We start from the raw sequence: 18,767 nt of genomic DNA on the forward strand, positions 1-18,767 counted from the left end.
CCTGCCCCCGCGTTTCGTGGATCGGGGTCAAGCATCCCGACGATTACTTTCTCTATTCCACTGTTGCTCAGGGCTTTGGGCACTTCAGGAACATCGCGCCCGTTAACCAGCCCATGCTGGGAGCGGGTTGCCAAAAGCCACCCGCACCTGTCTAGCATGGCGGTTACAGCCAGTCCGCCCCTCACCCGACCTGAACCTTTCGCGTCTCGCGCTTTCCTAGCAACACCATATTTCTGGAGAAGCCCATGACTCATCTGGCATTGGTAGTCGGCGCCAGCGGCATCGTCGGCAGCGCAACCACGGACCTTCTGTTGGAGAACGGCTGGCAGGTCGCAGCCCTGTCCCGCCGCCCCGCGGCGCGCGTCGGCGTGACCCCGGTGGCCGCCGATCTGCAGGATCCGGCATCGGTGACAGCTGCGCTGAAGAACCTCAAGCCGACCCACGTCTTCATCACCACCTGGTCGCGGCAGGCGACTGAGGCAGAGAACATCAAGGTCAACTCGGCCATGGTGCGTAACGTGCTCGACGCCCTGCGCCCGGCGGGCAGCGTCAAGCATGTGGCATTGGTGACGGGCCTGAAACACTACCTCGGCCCGTTCGAGGCCTATGGCAAGGGCACCCTGCCACAGACGCCGTTCCGTGAAGAACAAGGCCGCCTGGACGTGGAGAACTTCTACTACGCCCAGGAAGACGAAGTCTTTGCCGCCGCCGAGAAAGACGGCTTCACCTGGAGCGTGCACCGCCCGCATACCGTCACTGGCGTCGCGGTCGGCAATGCCATGAACATGGCCACCACCCTCGCCGTCTACGCGACCATCTGCAAGCACACCGGACGTCCGTTCGTGTTCCCGGGTTCCCGCGTGCAGTGGGACAGCCTGACCGACATGACCGATGCCCGTCAGCTGGCCAAGCAGCAGCTGTGGGCGGCCACCACGCCGGCGGCGGCCAACCAGGCCTTCAACATCACCAATGGCGATATCTTCCGCTGGAAGTGGATGTGGGGGCGCATTGCCGAATACTTCGGTCTCGAAGCCGCCGACTTCCCGGCCGCGCCCGCGCCGCTGGAAACGCAGATGGCCGACGACCAGAAAGCCTGGAGCCAGATCGCCGCGGAACATGGCCTACAGGAAAGCGACATCAGCCGCCTGATTTCGCCCTGGCACACCGACGCCGACCTGGGCCGCCCCATCGAGGTGGTCACCGACATGACCAAGAGCCGCCTGATGGGCTTCGATGCCTACCAGGCCAGCGACCAGGCGTTCTTCAACGTCTTCGAAAGGCTGCGCACCCTCCGGCTGATTCCCTGAAGCCAAGCAGTGCCCTCGATCATCGAGGGCACTGTTCTGGAAATCGGGACCTGCAACATTCCTTTCAAAACGAAACTTCTGCACTTGGCTGAGCGCTGATCTGCACCCCGAAACTCTTGATACTCGGCAGCGTCGCGTTGTGATGAGCAATGATCGCAGCGGCCTCGGCATGTGCCTTGTCATGGGTCGTGTGCGCATCGCTGGCCAGCGTCACGTGATAGCCCAGCCCTGCGGCACGACGCACTGTGGTGTCGATACAAAACTCCGTGGCATAGCCGCACACCACCAGTTCCGAGACACCGGCGTGTTTCAACAGTGCATCCAGATCGGTGTTCAGGAAAGAGTCGGGTGTGGTCTTGCGCACGAACTGGTCGCCCGCCAAAACCTCGAGCCCGACATGCAGCTGCCAAGCGTCGCTGCCATGTCTGAAGTGCTGCCCGACAGTCGCTTCGTGCTGGATGAACACGACAGGTACACCCCGTTGCCGGGCCTTAGCCGTGAGCGTATTGATCCGCGCGATGACCTGCGCCGCATTGGCCGGTTGTGGCTCAGGCTCGAACAGACCTTGTTGGACGTCGATGACGATCAGTGCTTTCACTCGGTTTCAGCTCCTGCAAAAAGGCTTTGATTCAGATCTTGCCGTACGCGGCACAGCCTACTCCCCTCGCCGCACCCTCCACCACTCGGCCACGCGCATCACCGAGACGAAGAACACCGGCACGAACAGCACGCCGATCACCGTCGCCGCGAGCATGCCGCCGATCACGCCGGTGCCGATGGCGCGCTGGCTGGCCGCGCCGGCACCGCTGGCCAGGGCCAGAGGTAGCACGCCGAGGATGAAGGCCATGGAGGTCATCATGATCGGCCGCAGGCGCAGCCGTGCAGCCTGCGTGGCGGCTTCGGCCAGGCTGGCGCCCTGGGCATGCAGGGCCTTGGCGAATTCGATGATGAGAATCGCATTCTTCGCCGCCAGGCCGATGATGGTGATCAATCCGACCTTGAAGTACACGTCGTTGGGCAGCCCGAGCAAGGTCACCGCCAGCACCGCGCCGAGCATGCCGATGGGCACGATCAGCAGCACGGCGAACGGAATCGCCCAGCTTTCATAGAGGGCCACCAGCACCAGCAGCACCACGAACAGCGACAGGCCCACCAGCAGCGGCACCTGTTCACTGGCCTGCTGTTCCTGCAACGACAACCCCGACCACTCCAGGCTGAAGCCGGCCGGCAGTTGCCGGGCGATCTTGCGCAGTTCGGCCATGGCCTCGCCGGTGCTGTAGCCGGGCGCCGCTTCCCCCGAGAAACGCAGCGAGGCCGAGCCGTTGTAGCGGCCGATCTGCAACGGACCGACCTGCCATTCGAAACGGCTGAAGGCTTCCAGCGGCACCAGGCGGTTCTGCCGATTGGGCACTTGCAGGCGCAACAGCGCCTCGGGTGTCTGCCGGCTGGCACCATCGGCCTGCACGATGACCCGCTGCATGCGCCCCTGGTTGGCGAACTCGTTGACCTCTTCGGAACCCAGCGCCGCCGACAGCGCAGCGCTGATCACGTCGAAGCTCACGCCCAGGGCTTCGGCCTTGTCGCGGTCGATGCTGACCTTGATCTGCGGCGCATCGGCCAGGGCGTCCTCGCTCAGGTGGTCGATCACCGGCGATTGCTTCACGGCCTCCAGCAACTGCGTGCGGGCCTGCTGCAGCGCCTGGTAGCCCTGCCCGGCCAGGTCCTGCAAGCGCAGGTCGAAGCCGCTGGAAGTGCCCAACCCGTCCACGGCCGGCGGCACCACACTGAGCAGGGTGCCGTCTGGCGTACCTTCGAACGCCTTGTTGGCGCGCCGCGCCAGCGCTTTGCTCGACTCGCCCTCGCCGCGCTGTGACCAGTCCTTGAGGGTGACGTAAGACAGCGCCGCGTTGGCGCCCTCACCGGAGAAGCTGAAGCCCATGATCGCCAGCACATGATTGGTGGTCGGCTGCGCCAGAGCGTAGCGCTCCCAGGCCTTGACCGTGGCGTCGGTGCGCACCGCCGAGGCTGCAGGCGGCAGCTGGATGTCGGTGACGGTGTAGCCCTGGTCTTCGCTGGGTAGAAAGGCGGTGGGCAGGCGCGCGTAAGTGAAGGCCAGCACCAGCAGCAAGGCCAGGTACAGGCCCAGGCTGCGAGCGCTGCGGCGAATGCCAAGGGCGCCCAGGCGTTCATGGCGCTGCGCCAGCGCGGCGAAGCCGTCATTGAAGGCCTGCGCCCAGCGTGGCCTGCGCGCCTCGCGCGTCGGGTAGCGCGGTTTGATCAGCGTGGCGCACAGCGCCGGCGTCAGGCTCAGGGCCAGGAACCCCGAGAACAGGATGGACACCGCCAGGGTCATGGCGAACTGCTGGTAAATCACCCCGACCGAACCGCCCATGAAGCCCAGCGGCAGGAATACCGCCGCCAGCACCAGCGTGATGCCAACGATGGCGCCGCTGATCTGCTGCATGGCCTTGGCGGTCGCGGCCTTGGGTGACAGGCCCTCTTCGCGGATCAGGCGTTCGACGTTCTCGACCACGACGATGGCGTCGTCGACCAGGATGCCGATGGCCAGCACCATGCCGAACAAGGTCATCATGTTGATCGAAAAGCCCAGCGGTGCCATTACCGCGAGGGTGCCCAGCAGACACACCGGCACCACCACTGCCGGAATCAGCGTGTAGCGCAGGTTCTGCAGGAACAGCAGCATCACCAGGAACACCAGCACCATGGCCTCGATCAGGGTGTAGATGACCTGATGAATCGCCACGTCGACGAAATACGAGGTGTCATAGGGCACGCTCAGGCGCATGTTGGCCGGCAGGCTACCGGACAGCTGGTCGAGGCGCTGCCTGATCGCTTCGGCGGTCTGCAGCGCGTTGGCCCCCGGCGCCAGCTGCACCGACATGGCCGCCGCCGGCTTGCCGTCGAGCCGCGCGTCGAAGCGATAGTCCTTGCGCCCCAGCTCGACCCGCGCCACGTCGCGGACCCGCACGCTGGAGCCGTCGTCGTTGGCACGCAGCACGATGTTGCCGAAGGCCTCCACCGATTCGAGCTGCCCCTGCACGATCACCGTGGCGGTCAGTTGCTGGTCGGCAGGTCCCGGACGCTCGCCCATGCTGCCGGCCGGCACCTGCACGTTCTGCGCAGCGATGGCCTTGCTGACGTCGGCCATCGACAGGTCGTAACCGACCAGCCGCGCCGGGTCGACCCAGATACGCATGGCACGTTCGGAGGTGTACATCTGCACGCGGCCAACGCCATTGACCCGGCGGATTTCATTGTTGATGGCGCGTGCCGCGTAGTCGGCCAGGCCGATGGAGTCCTGCTGGTCATCGGTGTACGACAGCGCGTAGACCAGGAGGAAATTGGAACGCGCCTGCTCGACCTTCAGACCCTGTTCGATCACCGCCCTCGGCAACCGGCCAACCACCCGTTGCAGGCGATTCTGCACGTCGACCTGGGCCAGGTCGGTATCGATGCCCGGCTTGAACGTGACGGTGATGTCGGCCCCCCCGTTGGCACTGCTGGACTCGTGGTACAGCAGGCCCTTGAGACCGTTGAGTTCTTCTTCGATCAGGCTGGTGACGTTCTGGCTGACGATCTGTGCCGAGGCGCCGGGGTAGTTGGCGCTGACAGTGATCTGCGTCGGCGCGACGTCCGGATACTGGTTGACTGGCAGGATGCTCAGGGTCAGCAGCCCGACCAGGGAAATGAACAGCGCGATGACCCAGGCGAAATTCGGGCGTTTGATGAAAAAGTCCGGCATCGGAGGCTTCCGTCAGTTGCTGGCCTGCTGCTCGGCCAGGGTAATGGCCTTGACCTGTTGCCCGGCCGCCAGCTTGCCCACCCGTTCGACCACCACCTGCTCGCCGGCGGCCAGCCCTTCGGTAATCTGCCAGTCGGAACCGAGCATGGCGCCGGTGCGCACCACCCGCTCCTGCAGCACCTCGCCAGCGTCTACCACCAGCAGGCGCGCCTGGCCGTCGGCACCGCGCTGTACCGCCTGCTGTGGCACGAACAGCGCCTGCGGGTCGACACCAGCCGGAGCCTGCACGCGCACGTACATGCCCGGCAGCAGCAGGTGATCGGGGTTGCTGAATTCGCCGCGCAGGGTCACCTGGCCGGTGCTGCGGTCCACGGAAATGTCCGAGAACATCAGCGCGCCCTGGCGCAATTGTGGCGGGTTGCCGACTTGCAGGCTGACCTGCGCCGGGCCTTCGCGGCTCAGGCGACCGCTGGCCAGAGCCTGCTGCAGGGCCACCACCTGGTCGGCCGACTGGGTGAAATCGGCGTAGATCGGGTCGAGTTGCTGAATCCGCGCCAGTTGCGTGGCTTCATCCTGGCCAACCAGCGAGCCTTCGCTGACCATCGCCCTTCCGATACGCCCATCGATGGGTGCGCGCACCTGGCAGTAGCCGAGGTTGAGGCGTGCCGTGGTGACATCCGCCTGAGCACTCAGACGGTCGGCCTCGGCGCTCTTGAGGTCGGACAGCGCCTCGTCGAAGGCTTGCTGGCTGACCGCGTTGATCTGCACCAGCTGCTTGAGGCGCTTGACCTGTGCGCCAGCGCGGAAGGCATCCGCCTCGGCCTTGGCCAGTGCGCCTTCGGCGCGCATCAGGGCGGCCTTGAAGGGGGCCGGGTCGATGCTGAACAGCAGTTGCCCGGCCTTGACGTCGCTGCCCTCCTTGAAGTGCCGGGTCAGCACCACACCGGCGACCCGCGCGCGCACTTCGGCAATGCGCACCGGCTCGATACGCCCTGGCAGGTCGCTGGTCATGGCGAAGGCCCGTGGCTGTACCATCAGGGTCTTCACCTGCGGCAGCGCCGCCTGGCTGGCCACCGGCGCCTTTTGTTCACCACATGCGCTGCAGGCCAGCACCGTCATCAACAGCCAGAGGGGTCTCAGTGAAGTAAGAGCCTTGCGCATTATTATTCTCGTCCGATGAAAAAAGGCCTGGTGATGACGGTCAGCAGGCCTTTCGAGGCGGTGCTCAGGGTAGCGGATTCTGATCGATCGTGCTGGCTGCCTGGAAGAGAATCTGCGCGACGAAATCGATCTCCTGCTCGGTGATGATCAGCGGCGGCAGGAACCGTACGGTGGCGCCATGCCGACCGCCCAGCTCGACGATCAGCCCGTGCTTCAGGCAAGCCTGCTGGAAAGCCTTGGCGCGTGCGCTGTCGACCGGCGGATGGCCCTGCGCATCGGCGCCGCCCTGCGGATCGACGATCTCCATGCCGAGCATCAGGCCACGGCCACGCACATCGCCGATCCAGGCGAACTCCTGCTGCAGCGCCTGCAACTGCTTGCGCAGGTGCGCGCCGGCACGTTCGGCATGCGCCACCAGACCTTGCTCGCGAATGAAGCGCAAGGTCGCGGTGCCAGCCGCCATCGCCAGCTGGTTGCCGCGGAAGGTGCCGGCATGCGCGCCGGGTTCCCAGAGGTCGAGGGAATCGTTGTAGACCATTACCGATAACGGCAGGCCACCACCGATGGCCTTGGACAGGGTGATCACGTCCGGGGTGATGCCGGAATGCTCGAAACCGAACATCCGCCCGCTGCGGGCGATGCCACACTGGATCTCGTCGACGATCAGCGGGATCCCGCGCGCCTGGGTCAGCTCGCGCAGCCCCTGCAGCCAGCGATCCGGCGCGGCGATCACCCCGCCTTCACCCTGGATCGGTTCGAGGATCATCGCCGCCGGCGCGGTCACGCCGCTTTCCGGGTCGCTGAGCAGGTGCTTCAGATAATGCAGGTTAAGACTCACGCCCTGCTCGCCACCGACGCCATACGGGCAGCGATAGTCATGCGGGTATGGCAGGCGCTGCACGCCGGCCATCAGGCCGCCCAGGGCATTCTTTGGCGACAGGTTGCCACTGATCGCCAGCGTGCCCAGCGTCATGCCGTGGTAGGCCCCTTCGAACGCCAGGACCGAATGCCGGCCGGTGGCGGTACGGGTCAGTTTCAGCGCGGCTTCCACCGCATCGGCGCCGCTGGGACCACAAAACTGGATGCGCGCATTACGCGCAAAGTCGGCTGGCAGGCAGCCGAAGATTTCCTGTACGAACGCGTCCTTGACCGGAGTCATGAGGTCCAGGGTATGCATCGGCAGGCCCGAGGCCAGCACCTGGGTAATGGCCTCGACCACCACGGGGTGGTTGTGCCCCAGCGCCAGGGTGCCGGCGCCCGCCAGGCAGTCGACGAACACCTGGCCACGGCTGTCCTGCACATAGATGCCCTGGGCACGCTCCAACACCAGTGGAATGCGCCGGGGGTAACTGCGCGCATTGGACTCCTGTTGACGCTGACGCTCCAGCAGTGGCGTCGGGTCGAGGCAGTACGGGTGCGAAAGTCCGGTATGCGACAGGCGTAGCTGTGGCGTGCCGCCAGCTGCGGCATTCGAAAAAGCACTCATGATTTCCTCCAGGGAGGCTGGTTTTGGAGAGGACCGGAGCGGTCTGGACGGCGGAGCGGCGGGGAGTCCCTTCCCCGCCTCCGGTGTTACATGTCGTAGCGCAGCGCCAGGCCGAAGGTGCGTGGCGCGCCGGCATCGATGATGTCGCCGCTGCGATTGTTGGTGATGTACTGCTTGTCGAAGGCGTTCTTCACGTAGCCGGAAACACTGACATTGCGCGTGACCTTGTACTCGGCGTTGAAGTTGGTCAGCCAGAAGGCATCACTCTTGCGCTCGCCGATGTAGTTGTTGTCGTCGTCGAACTCGTACTCGGCCGGCGAGGTGCTCTGCCAGGTCAGGTCGGTGTTCAGCGTCAGGCGCTCGTTCCAGCGGTAGGTCGCGCCCAGTGAGGTCTTGTACTTGGGCGAGTAGAGGAAGTCCTTGCCGCTCATGTCACGACCGTTGCTGGTGACGAAGTCCTTGTACTTGCCGGAGGTGACCGAAGCCCCTGCATTGAGGGTCAGTTGCTCGCCAAAGTCCTTCTCGACCGACAGTTCCAGGCCCTTGATCGAGCTACGACCGGCATTGAACACGTCGTAGAACTCGGTGTTGGGGTTGACCACGGTGACCTGCTGGTCTTTCCAGTCGGTGTAGTACAGGTTGGCGCGGGTGCGCAGGGTCTGGTCCATGAACGAGCCACGGTACGACAGCTCGTAGTTGGTGGTGTATTCAGGATCGTAGGCCTGGTGGCTGCTGCCGGCGCGCACGTTCACGCCACCACCACGATAGCCGCGCTGCACCATGGCGCCGACGTACTGATTGTCGGCCAGCTCATAGTCGATGCCCAGCTTCGGCAGCACCGCATTGGCGCTTTGCTTGTCTTTGCCTGGCGCAGAGAAGTCGTCGGCCACCACATCGGTGTCGTTGGTCTCGTGGTCGAAGCGCAGGCCGGTGATCAGCGTCCAGCGCGGCGCGAAGGTCCAGTCGATCTCGCCGAACACAGCGCTGTTCTGGATGGTCGTGTCGCCCTTGACCGTACCCAACAGGCGCTGGCCGTTGAACAGCCGGTCATGGAAGTTGTTGGTGTTGTGGCCGTAGTACACACCGGCAAAGCTCTTCACCGTGTCGGAGCTGTAGTTCAGGCGCAGTTCCTGGCTGAACAGATCGCCATCCTGCTTGCGCAGCACGGCCTGGTTGCCGACCGAAGACTGGTCGAAGTCCAGGCGCGCATCGTAGTCGGAGCTGGTGTTGCTGGTCAGGCTGGTGATCGACCAGGCGTCGTTGAGGCGGTAGTCCACCTTGGCGCTGACGGTGTCCTGGCTGAGCTTGTCGTAGGCCTTGGTATTGGAGTCGATCTTGTAGTAACGCACCCGGTCGCCCTGGCGAATCACCGAGTTGTCGCCCTTGCGGCTCTCGTTGTGCGAGTAGGTGAGCAAGACATCGAGGTCTTCGTTGGGCAGGATCAGCAACTTGCCACGACCGTTCACGGCGCGGGTCGGGTTGGCATCGTTGCCGTTGTACAGATTCTTGATGTAGCCATCGCCTTCCTGGTAGTCCAGGGCGATACGGCCAGCGATCTTGTCGTCGACCAGCGCACCGCCGCCGGCCACCGCCGCACCACGTTCACCGTAGTTGCCGACATTGGTCTGCGCCGAGAAGCTGGGGGTGAAGGTCGGGTTCTTGGTCTGCACGACCACTGCACCAGCCAGGGAGTTGCGGCCCTGGGTGGTCGACTGCGGGCCGAGGAAGACTTCGACCTGCTCGACGTCCCACAGCGGCATGGGGCTGAGGGTCAGCGTCCGGTTGGGTTGTACCGCGCCATCGACGAACACCGAGACCGCGCCGTTGAGTGCCGCCGGCCCCTGGTCATCGAAGCCGGAAACCGGCACGCCACGAATACCCCAGTTCTCGTTGCCCGAGGTGTTGTACATGCCCGGTGTGCGCGAGAACACATCAACCAGATTGTGGTCTTCCTTTTCACGCAACTGCTTGTCGGTGACCACTGCCACGCTCGACTGGGTCTGCTCCAGGGAACGGTTGATCTTTTCACCCGTTACGGTGATCGCGTCGATCTCGATGGCACCTGCCTGAGTGTCTGCCCATGCACCGTTGGCCATGTAGAAGGCCGACCCCACGGCCAGTGCAATCGTTGTTTTCTTGAAGTTCACGCCCCGCTCCCCTGCGACAGAATTTTTTGGTTTTTTCTTACGGTCAGAAACGATCAATTCGCATTGCGAGGCGCAGTCTAATGCAAAATAAATTTCAAGGGAATATGATTGATAATCTATCTCATTTGTAATAAAAGTTACCCGGTTCGTAGGAGAGACTAACGTTCGACGTCAGTTTATGTAGCCATCGCTGCCCGATTTTTCCGATGGCGACGCCAGACGCTGAACTGAAAAACACAACAGGAAGCACTCGGATGACTTCAATCGAACGCCTCGGCAGCGGCTCGCCCCATCTGCCCGACGCGCCAGCCTCCGGCACCGCCCCGGCCCTGCCGGTGTTGATCGAGGGCCGCCCAGGGCAGTCCATCCATGATCTGGACGCCACACTGCGCGCCAGCCTGGATCAGGCTTTGAGTACCGTTGGCGGCGTACTGTTTCGCGGTTTCAGCGTCCCCACCCCCATCGACTTCAAGCGCTTCGCCGCCAGCTTCGGCGCACCGCTGGCCAGCTACGAGTTCGGCTCTACGCCGCGCAGCAAGGTGTTCGCCGGGGTGTACAGCTCCACCGAATACCCCGCCCATCAGTTCATCCCCCTGCACAACGAGCAGGCCTACACTCGGCCCTGGCCGTCGCGCATCTGGTTCCATTGCCTGAAAGCCAGCGAAACCGGCGGCGAAACGCCGATTGCCGACAGTCGGCTGGTCTACCAGCGCATGCCTGCCGAGATCCGCGAGCAGTTCGCCAGCCGCGAGCTGCTCTACGTGCGCAACTACAGCGGCGCGCTGGACCTGCCCTGGCAGAAGGTCTTCAACACCGAAGACCGCGCCCAAGTGGAACGCTACTGCCAGGACAACGACATCCAGTGGGAATGGAAAGCCGACGGCGAGCTGCGCACCCGCCAGCGCTGCGCCGCGGTGTTGCAACATCCGCAGACCGGCGAATGGGTGTGGTTCAACCAGGCCCACCTGTTCCACGTATCGGCCATCGAGCCGGCGGTACGCGAAAGCCTGTTGGCCGCCGTGGGTGAAGAGAACCTGCCGCGTCACGTGTACTTCGGCGATGGCTCGGCGATTCCCGACGCCATGCTCGACCGCGTGCGCGAGGTCTATCGGCAGACCGCCATCAGCTTTCCCTGGCAGCCAGGCGACATCCTGATGCTCGACAACCGGCTGGTGGCACACGGCCGCAATCCTTACACCGGTGACCGCAAGGTCATCGTGGCCATGGCGTGATAGTGCACATGTCTTCTTGCAAACACTGGATCGACGTGCTGGAAAACCATGCCCGGCACTTTGCGCAACGCGACGCCCTGCATTTTCTGCCCGATGGCGTCGAGATCGGCGAAACCCTGACCTTCGCGCAACTGCACGAACAGAGCCAATCGCTCGCCGCCGCCTTGCAGGCGCGCTGTCAGCCAGGTGATCGCGTGCTGCTGATGCTGCCCACCAGCCTCGACTACGCCCGCGCCTTCTGCGCCTGCCTGTACGCCGGGCTGATCGCCGTGCCGCTGTTCCCGCCGCCATCGCGCAAGCCGCGGCATCTGGACCGCGTGCGTAACGTAGTGACCGATGCCCAGCCGACACTGATCCTGGCCCCGGCCAGCCATGGCGACACCTTGCGTGAGCTGGTCGAAGGCCGGGTAGCCGTGGCCACGGTCGCCGATCTCGGCACGCCCTCGCCGAGCCAGTGGCAGCGCCCGGCCATCGATGGCGCCAGCGTGGCCTTTCTGCAGTACACCTCGGGTTCCACGGGCACGCCGAAAGGCGTCGAGGTGCGCCAGCGCAACCTGCTCGCCAACGTCGAGCTGATGCGCCAGGCCTACGGCTTCGACGCCGAGGGGGCCATGGTCAACTGGCTGCCGCTGTACCACGACATGGGGCTGATCGGCGGCATGCTGGCACCTTTATATAGTGGCATGCCCTGCTACTTGATCGCCTCGCAGACCTTCGTCAATGCGCCGTCCACCTGGCTGCAGGCGCTGAGCCGCTACCGCGCTACCGCCAGCTTCGCGCCGAACTTTGCCTATGCGCTGTGCAACCGGGTGGTCAGCGACAGCCTTATCGCCCAGCTCGACCTCAGCCACTGGCGCCATGCGATCAACGGCGCTGAGCCGATCCACCCGGCGACGCTGGACACCTTTGCCCGGCGCTTTGCCGCCTGCGGCCTGAATCCGCTGGCGCTCAGCCCCGGCTATGGCCAGGCCGAGGCCACGCTGTGTGTCAGCGCCACGCCGGCCGACGCCTTGCCGGTGGTGTTGCGCCTCGACAAGGCAGTGCTGGAACGCGGTCGTGTGGCCCTGGCCAGCGAGAACGCACCGGCGGTGGAGTTCGTCGCCTGTGGCTACCCCCAGGCGCTGCACAGCATTGCCATCGTCGACCCGCACAGCTTCGAACGCTGCGCCCCGGACCAGATCGGCGAAGTGTGGCTGCAAGGCCCGAGCAACGCCGAAGCCTACTGGAACAACCCCGACGCCAGCCGCGAAGCCTTCCAGGCGCAGATCCAGGGCGAAGCAGGGTATTACCTGCGCTCCGGCGACCTGGGCTTCATGCACCAGGGCCAGGTGGTCATCTGCGGGCGGGTCAAGGACCTGCTGATCCTCAATGGCCGCAACCTCTACCCTCACGATATCGAGTTCGCCATTACCGATGCCGAACCCGGCATCCGTACCGGGCGCATTGCCGCCTTCTCGGAGATGGACGAGCGTCTGGGCCGCGAGAAACTGGTGATCGTCGCCGAGCCGCAGCGCAAGTTCGTCGACCCGGCGAGCCACGCGCCACTCATCGCCTCGATGCAGGAAGCGGTGCGCGACGCCGCCGACTGCGGCATCGACCAGATCGTGCTGGTGGAAGCCGGCACCATCCCGATGACCACCAGCGGCAAGATCGCCCGCCAGGGCGCACGCAAGCAACTGGCGGCCGGCACCTTGAGCATCATTGCCCAATACGGCGGCCAGGCCGCCGCCGAAGCTCGACTGTCAGCCGAGCAATTGCTCGCCCAGGCGGCCACAGGTGGGCAAGAGGCCCTGCCCGCCTGCCGCCAATGGCTTGGCCAGACATTGCACGAGGTCAACCCTTACCTGGCGCTGGACTTCCAGCGCAGTCTGATCGGCCTGGGCCTGGATTCCATCGCCCTGGCCGACTTTGCGGCGCGGCTCCATCAGGACCTCGGCGTAGCCTTCGACACCCAGGCGCTGTTCAGCGAACGCAGCCTCGGCGAATGGGCCGAGGTGCTGCGTGACGCTCTGCAGCGAACCGCGCCCAGGGCCACCGATGACCAAGCCAGCGCCGGCACCGACCAGGCCCGGCAGTCCTTCGCACAACGCCGTCTGTGGTTCCTGCACCAGCTCGACCCCAGCGATACCCGGCACAACCTGGTGCTGCACCTGCGCCTGGAAGGCGAGCTGCACAGCGCCGAACTGGCCGCACGGCTGGCGGCGCTGGTCGAGCGACACGGCGTCCTGCGCACGGTGTATCAGGACGCCGCTGACGGTCCGCAACAGCGTGTGCTGCCCATGACCGAGTTGCCCTTGGTGGTCCACGACCTGCGCGGCCAGCCGGCTGCCCAGCAGGAACAGGCACTGGGCGAACGCCTGGCCGCCGAACAAGGCACGCCTCTGGACCTGCAAAACGGCCCGGCGCTGCGTGCGCAACTGCTGCACCGCGACGCGCAGTGTCACGACCTGCTGCTGACCCTGCACCACATCGCCTTCGATGGCCGCTCGCTGCAACTGCTGCTGGCCGAACTGGCCGGTACACCCGGCGTTGCACGCCCGCCCCAGTACCTGGACTTCGCCCGTTGGGAAGCAGCGCACTGGAGCGACGAACGCATTGCCGCCGAGCAGGACTTCTGGCGCGCGCACCTGGCAGCGCTGCCACAGACCCTGGCACTGGGCGGCAGCGGGCATACGCCTGGCGAACACAGCCTGACCTTCGACCTGCCGCAGGCGGACTGCGAGCGTCTGGCGGCTCTGGCCCGCGAGCAAGGCATGACCCTGTTCATGCTGCTACTGGCCTGCTACCAGCTGGTGATCCGCCAGCTGGGCGGGCAGCAGCAGTTCCTGCTGGGCACTGACGTCAGTGGCCGCCCCACGGCAGCGTACAACGAAGCCATCGGCTTCTTCGTCAACCAGCTGACCCTGCGCTGCGACCTGCGCGGCGCCCCCACGTTGGCCGGGTTCTTCCAGCAGGTCCGCGACCAGGCACGCCTGGCCTATGCCCACCAGGACCTGCCGTTCGACCTGGTGGTCGCTGCCCTGGCCCCGCAACGACGGGCCGGCCACGCGCCGCTGTTCCAGGTCAAGCTCAACTACCAGCCGTCGCGGGTCAGCCCGACCCGCCTGGCCGGCGCGCAGCTGGCCAGTGTCGAGGCGGCCCAGGCGCCGGGGGACTTCCATCTGGTGCTGGACCTGACCCATGGCAGCAGCGGTATCGAGGCCAACCTCAAGTTCCGCGGCGAATACTTCGACCAGGACCGTGCCCTGCGCCTGCAACAGCTGTGGACCCGTCTGCTGGACGAAAGCCCGACGTTGCTGGAACAGCCATTGCCCGCCGTTGCCGAGCGCCTGGACGCCTGGGACCAGGCCTTGCAGCGTGAGCGCGTACAGGCCCAAGCCTCGGCAGGCCGTGCGCAGATGCTCAAGACCAAGCGCCGTTCCGTGCCCCTCTAACCCGCCTGGATGCCTTTATGTCTACCCTGCCCCCCACCTCCCGCTCCTTAGGCGGCGTCAAGCGCAAAGCCATGAACGTCGCGCCCCGGCAGTTGGTCAGCGAGCGCCTGCTGAGTCCGGAACATACCCTGCCGCTGGTGATCGAGCCGGCGGTCGCCGACGTCGACCTGGTCACCTGGGCGGCCAGCGAGCGGCACAATCTGGAAGCCAAGCTGCTGCAACACGGCGCGCTGCTGTTCCGTGGCTTCGGTGTGCGCTCGGTGGAGCAGTTCGACCAGGTGATCGCCGCGCTGTCGCCCGGTGCCCTGGAGTACATGTTCCGTGCCTCGCCGCGTACCCGGGTAGGCGGCAACATCTATACCTCGACCGATTACCCGGCCGACCAGATGATCTTTCCGCACAACGAGCACTCCTACTCGCCACGCTTCCCGCTGCGGCTGTTCTTCTACTGCCAGCAGCCATCGGAAACCGGCGGCGAAACGCCGATCGGCTCGACCCGTGCGGTGAAGGCGGCGATCAGCCCGCAAATCGAAGCGCGCTTCCGCGAGAAGGGCGTGCTCTACGTGCGCAACTACGGCGACGGCTTCGGGCTGCCCTGGCAGAGCGTGTTCCAGTCCGAAGATCGCGGCGAAGTCGAGGCCTACTGCGCCAGCGTCGGTATCGAAGTGGAATGGAAGGAAAACAACCGCCTGCGCACCCGCCAGCGCGGCCCGGCCGTGGTGCGCCACCCGCGCACCGGCGAAGAGGTGTGGTTCAACCACGCGACCTTCTTCCATATCAGCACCCTGCCGCCGGCCATTCGAGGCTCGCTGCAAAGCAACTTCGCCGACCTCGACCTGCCCACCAACACCTTCTATGGCGACGGTGAGCCTATCGAGCCGCAGGTGCTGGACGCCTTGCGCACCGCCTACCTCGACTCGCTGGTGCGCTTCAGCTGGCAACCGGGCGACGTGCTGTTCATCGACAACATGCTCACCGTGCACGGCCGCGAACCTTTCACTGGCAAGCGCGCCATCCTCACCGGCATGGCCGAAGCGCTGTTGTCGAGCGACGTAGCGGTCTGATTCTTCACCGGGTGAGGCTCGCGCCTGGCACACGGATGCCGCGCTGCCTCAACCCGTTCAAGCCCAATTTTCAATCGAGTTGAACATGAGCGGACTCCAAGGTTTTCGTATTTCCCCACAGCAGGCTTCAGTCCATCAGCACAGCCAGGTCGCGGTCGAGCAGGCCCTGGGTTGCCATCTGCAGTGGTCGGTGGCTACACCGCTGAGCACGGAAATCCTCGATCAGCGCCTGCAGGCGCTGGTCGCCGAACACGAAATCCTGCGCACCCGGCTGGCGCCCGTGCCCGGCCTGCGTCTGCCCGTACAGGTGATCGACGACCACCTGGCGCTGCGGGTTGCCGTGCAGGACCTGCGTGACCTGGCCCCCGCCGCCCAGGACGCGGCACTCGCCAGCCTGGCGCAGCCGGCGCGTGACTGGAGCCAGCCGCTGGTGGTGACTCAGGTGTTGCTGGCCGAACGGCAATGGGTGCTGGACGTGGCGGGCGCCGGCAGTCATTTCGACCTGACCAGCCTCAAGCGCCTGGCCATGGCCCTGCTGCAGACCGCCAGCCCGGCGCCAGACGAACCGCTGCAGTACGCCGATTACGCCGAATGGCGCTGGAGCCTGGTGGAAGACGAACCCGACCACCCAGGGGTGAACTTCTGGAAGGCGCTGGCCGACGACCACCCACCAGCCTTGCAACTGCCCCTGGAGGGGGCGACAGGCAAAGGCTTCGCCGCGCAGCGCCTCGACCTGGTCCTGCCGCAGCCGCTGGCCAGCCAGGCAGACCTGCCGGCGAACCTGCTGCTGGCCGCCTGGGCCGCCTTGCTCGGTCGCCTGGCCGGGCAACAGCAACTGTTGCTCAGCGTGCTGCACGAAAGCCGTGGGCCGGAACTGGAGCAGGCCCTGGGTCTGTTCGAACAAAACCTGCCGCTGCGCATCGAGCTGGACCCGCAAGCCAGCCTGATGCAGCAGAGCCAGAGCATTGCCAGCAGCCTGGCACTTGCCGCTGGCTGGCAGGATTACTACAGCCACTGCATCGACACCGGTTATGGCTTCGCCTGGCGTCAGACCGAGCCCGACGAGCGCTGCGCCAGTGCCATCACCGCGCCGCTGAAAGCCTGCCTCAACGTCCAGCATGGCGCTGACGGCCTGCGCGCCCACCTGCTGTACGACAGCCAGCGCCTGAGCCGCCAGGCGGCCGAGTGCCTGGGCGAGCAGTGGCTGCAGCTGCTTCAGGGTGCGCTGGCCGAGCCACAGTGCGCCTGGGCGCAACTGCCGCTGTGCGGCCCCCGGCAGCAGGCAATCATCGACAACACCCCTGCCACGCCCAGCATCGAACCCCTGACCCTGGTCGAGCTGATCGACCGCCAGGTACGCCAACGCCCCGAAGCCATTGCCCTCAGCGATGCGCACGGCGATCTCAGCTACGCGGCCCTGGATGCCTGTGCCACCCACCTGGCGCATCAGTTGCGCGCAGCCGGTATTGTTGCCGGGGTGCCAGTAGGCATTCTGTTCCCGCGGGGCAACGCGGCCATCGTCGCCATGCTCGGCGTGCTCAAGGCCGGCGGTGCCTACGTGCCTGTCGACCCGGCCTACCCGGCCGAACGCCGCGCCTACATGCTCGAAGACAGCGCCATCGCGCACATCGTGGTCAGCCCCGAGCTGGCCGACAGCGTGCCGGCCAGCGTGCAGCGCTTCCTACTCGACCAGTTGAACGTGCCCGCCGCACCGGACCTGGCGTCGCTGCCGTTGCCACAGGCCGATGACCTGGCCTACCTGATCTACACCTCCGGCTCCACCGGCGCGCCCAAGGCCGTGGAGATCAGCCACGGCGCCTTGAGCTACTCCACCCAGGTGCGCATGGCCAGCTACGCCACCCCGGTACGCGCCTACCTGCTGCTGTCGTCGTTCGCCTTCGACAGCTCGGTGGCCGGGATCTTCTGGACCCTGGCCCAGGGCGGGCGCCTGGTGTTGCCGGCCAGCGGCGAAGAGCTGGACATGCCGCGTCTGGCCGAGCTGATCGTGCAGCATGAGGTCAGCCACGGCCTGTCGCTGCCGTCGCTGTATCAGGCGCTGCTCGAACCGCTGCAACGCAGCGCCGGTGCCGATTGCCTGGCTTGCTGGATAGTCGCCGGTGAAGCCTGCCCGCCCGCGCTGGTCAGCCAGCATGCCCAGGCCCTGCCCAACGCCCGCCTGGTCAACGAATACGGCCCCACCGAAGCCACGGTGTGGGCCAGCTACGAAGTGCTGGAGCCGGGCCGCGCGCCGAGCATTGGCCGGCCGATTCCCGGCATGGACCTGCGCGTGCTGAATGAACAGGACAACGCCTGCGGCGTGGGCGAAGCCGGAGAGATCGTTCTGGCCGGCCCGACCCTGGCGCGTGGCTACCGGGGCAAACCGCAGGACAGCGCCAAGGCCTTCGTCAACCTGGCCGACGGCACCCGCGCCTATCGCACCGGCGACCTGGCCTGCTGGCTGCCGGACGGACGCCTGGCGTTCCTCGGTCGCAAGGACCATCAGGTCAAGCTGCGCGGCTACCGCATCGAGCTGGGTGAAATCGAGCGCCAGCTGTGCGCCCACAGCGACGTGCGCGAGGCGGCGGTGATCGTCCAGGAACACGCCGCTGGCAAACGCCTGCTGGCCTACGTGCTGGCCGCGCATGGCTACGCGCCAGACTCCGAGGCGATCCGCGCGTTTCTCGGCGAGCGCCTGCCGTCGTACATGGTGCCGGCGCGGGTCCTGACCCTGCCCAGCTTCCCGCGCACGCCCAACGGCAAGCTCGACCTGCGCCAGCTGCCCGACCCGGACCAGTTCGACGCCAGTGCCCATGTGGCGCCACGCAACGACATGGAGCGCAGTCTGCAGGCCATCGTCGCCAAGGTGCTGAAGCTGGAACGGGTCAGTGTTACCGAGAACTTCTTCGCCATTGGCGGCGACTCGATCCTCAGCCTGCAAGTGGTGGCCCAGGCCCGCGAGCAAGGCATCGCGCTGTCGGCCAAACAGGTCTTCGAGAGCCAGACCATCGCCGCCATGGCCGAGGTCGCCCAGCCGCTGGCCGCCGAGAACGCCCAGCCAGAGCCTGAAAGCCGTGCCTTCAGCGCCGCCGGGCTGAGCGACGACGAGCTGCAGGCACTGATGGCCGAGCTTGACGACAACGAATTCTGACCCGCTGCCCGATTGGCTGCGCCGT

10 protein-coding genes are annotated in these 18,767 nt (G+C 65.8%); 5 read left to right on the plus strand and 5 right to left on the minus strand.

Annotation, left to right across the window (positions count from 1 at the left end):
- Positions 1 to 245 precede the first annotated feature (245 nt).
- Positions 246 to 1,307 carry an SDR family oxidoreductase gene (locus RRX38_RS04300; RefSeq protein WP_315961682.1) on the plus strand — a complete coding sequence of 354 codons (1,062 nt, stop codon included), beginning with the start codon at positions 246 to 248 and terminating at the stop codon, positions 1,305 to 1,307.
- A 64-nt stretch (positions 1,308 to 1,371) separates the two neighbouring features.
- Here the strand turns inward: RRX38_RS04300 and RRX38_RS04305 are convergent, their stop codons facing one another.
- The 5 genes from RRX38_RS04305 to RRX38_RS04325 form a co-directional block, all read right to left on the minus strand.
- Entirely contained in the window at positions 1,372 to 1,905 is a 534-nt protein-coding gene (locus RRX38_RS04305; RefSeq protein WP_315961683.1) for a cysteine hydrolase family protein, read from the minus strand.
- Positions 1,906 to 1,962: 57 nt separating this feature from the next.
- The gene (locus RRX38_RS04310; protein ID WP_315961684.1) at positions 1,963 to 5,070 is read right to left on the minus strand and encodes a multidrug efflux RND transporter permease subunit; all 3,108 of its coding nucleotides are present in this window, start codon (positions 5,068 to 5,070) and stop codon (positions 1,963 to 1,965) included.
- A gap of 12 nt (positions 5,071 to 5,082) precedes the next feature.
- Positions 5,083 to 6,231, minus strand: coding sequence for an efflux RND transporter periplasmic adaptor subunit (locus RRX38_RS04315; RefSeq protein WP_315961685.1), 1,149 nt, complete (start codon positions 6,229 to 6,231; stop codon positions 5,083 to 5,085).
- A 64-nt stretch (positions 6,232 to 6,295) separates the two neighbouring features.
- Positions 6,296 to 7,717 carry a diaminobutyrate--2-oxoglutarate transaminase gene (locus RRX38_RS04320; RefSeq protein ID WP_315961686.1) on the minus strand — a complete coding sequence of 474 codons (1,422 nt, stop codon included), beginning with the start codon at positions 7,715 to 7,717 and terminating at the stop codon, positions 6,296 to 6,298.
- 86 nt (positions 7,718 to 7,803) lie between these two features.
- A complete protein-coding gene (locus tag RRX38_RS04325) occupies positions 7,804 to 9,864 on the minus strand; it encodes a TonB-dependent receptor (RefSeq protein WP_315961687.1) in 2,061 nt (686 codons plus the stop codon).
- Positions 9,865 to 10,118: 254 nt separating this feature from the next.
- On the opposite strand from RRX38_RS04325, the gene RRX38_RS04330 reads away from it, so the two are divergent.
- The 4 genes from RRX38_RS04330 to RRX38_RS04345 all read left to right on the plus strand — a co-directional run bounded on the left by RRX38_RS04330 (position 10,119) and on the right by RRX38_RS04345 (position 18,742).
- Positions 10,119 to 11,096 carry a TauD/TfdA family dioxygenase gene (locus RRX38_RS04330; protein WP_315961688.1) on the plus strand — a complete coding sequence of 326 codons (978 nt, stop codon included), beginning with the start codon at positions 10,119 to 10,121 and terminating at the stop codon, positions 11,094 to 11,096.
- A gap of 8 nt (positions 11,097 to 11,104) precedes the next feature.
- Positions 11,105 to 14,530 (plus strand): condensation domain-containing protein, encoded by a 3,426-nt coding sequence (locus RRX38_RS04335; protein WP_315961689.1) that lies wholly within the window; start codon positions 11,105 to 11,107, stop codon positions 14,528 to 14,530.
- Between the two features lie 17 nt (positions 14,531 to 14,547).
- A complete protein-coding gene (locus RRX38_RS04340; RefSeq protein WP_315961690.1) occupies positions 14,548 to 15,594 on the plus strand; it encodes a TauD/TfdA family dioxygenase in 1,047 nt (348 codons plus the stop codon).
- Between the two features lie 85 nt (positions 15,595 to 15,679).
- Positions 15,680 to 18,742, plus strand: a complete 3,063-nt coding sequence (locus tag RRX38_RS04345; protein ID WP_315961691.1) for an amino acid adenylation domain-containing protein — start codon at positions 15,680 to 15,682, stop codon at positions 18,740 to 18,742.
- Positions 18,743 to 18,767 lie beyond the last annotated feature (25 nt).

Origin of the sequence: Pseudomonas sp. DTU_2021_1001937_2_SI_NGA_ILE_001, from assembly GCF_032463525.1 — a bacterium.
In the GTDB taxonomy this organism is placed as follows: domain Bacteria; phylum Pseudomonadota; class Gammaproteobacteria; order Pseudomonadales; family Pseudomonadaceae; genus Aquipseudomonas.

Coding starts and splice junctions, on each gene's coding strand:
- RRX38_RS04300 (WP_315961682.1), top strand. CDS start 246: ATGACTCATCTGGCATTGGTAGTCGGCGCCAGCGGCATCGTCGGCAGC.
- RRX38_RS04310 (WP_315961684.1), bottom strand. CDS start 5,070: ATGCCGGACTTTTTCATCAAACGCCCGAATTTCGCCTGGGTCATCGCG.
- RRX38_RS04315 (WP_315961685.1), bottom strand. CDS start 6,231: ATGCGCAAGGCTCTTACTTCACTGAGACCCCTCTGGCTGTTGATGACG.
- RRX38_RS04320 (WP_315961686.1), bottom strand. CDS start 7,717: ATGAGTGCTTTTTCGAATGCCGCAGCTGGCGGCACGCCACAGCTACGC.
- RRX38_RS04330 (WP_315961688.1), top strand. CDS start 10,119: ATGACTTCAATCGAACGCCTCGGCAGCGGCTCGCCCCATCTGCCCGAC.
- RRX38_RS04335 (WP_315961689.1), top strand. CDS start 11,105: ATGTCTTCTTGCAAACACTGGATCGACGTGCTGGAAAACCATGCCCGG.
- RRX38_RS04340 (WP_315961690.1), top strand. CDS start 14,548: ATGTCTACCCTGCCCCCCACCTCCCGCTCCTTAGGCGGCGTCAAGCGC.
- RRX38_RS04345 (WP_315961691.1), top strand. CDS start 15,680: ATGAGCGGACTCCAAGGTTTTCGTATTTCCCCACAGCAGGCTTCAGTC.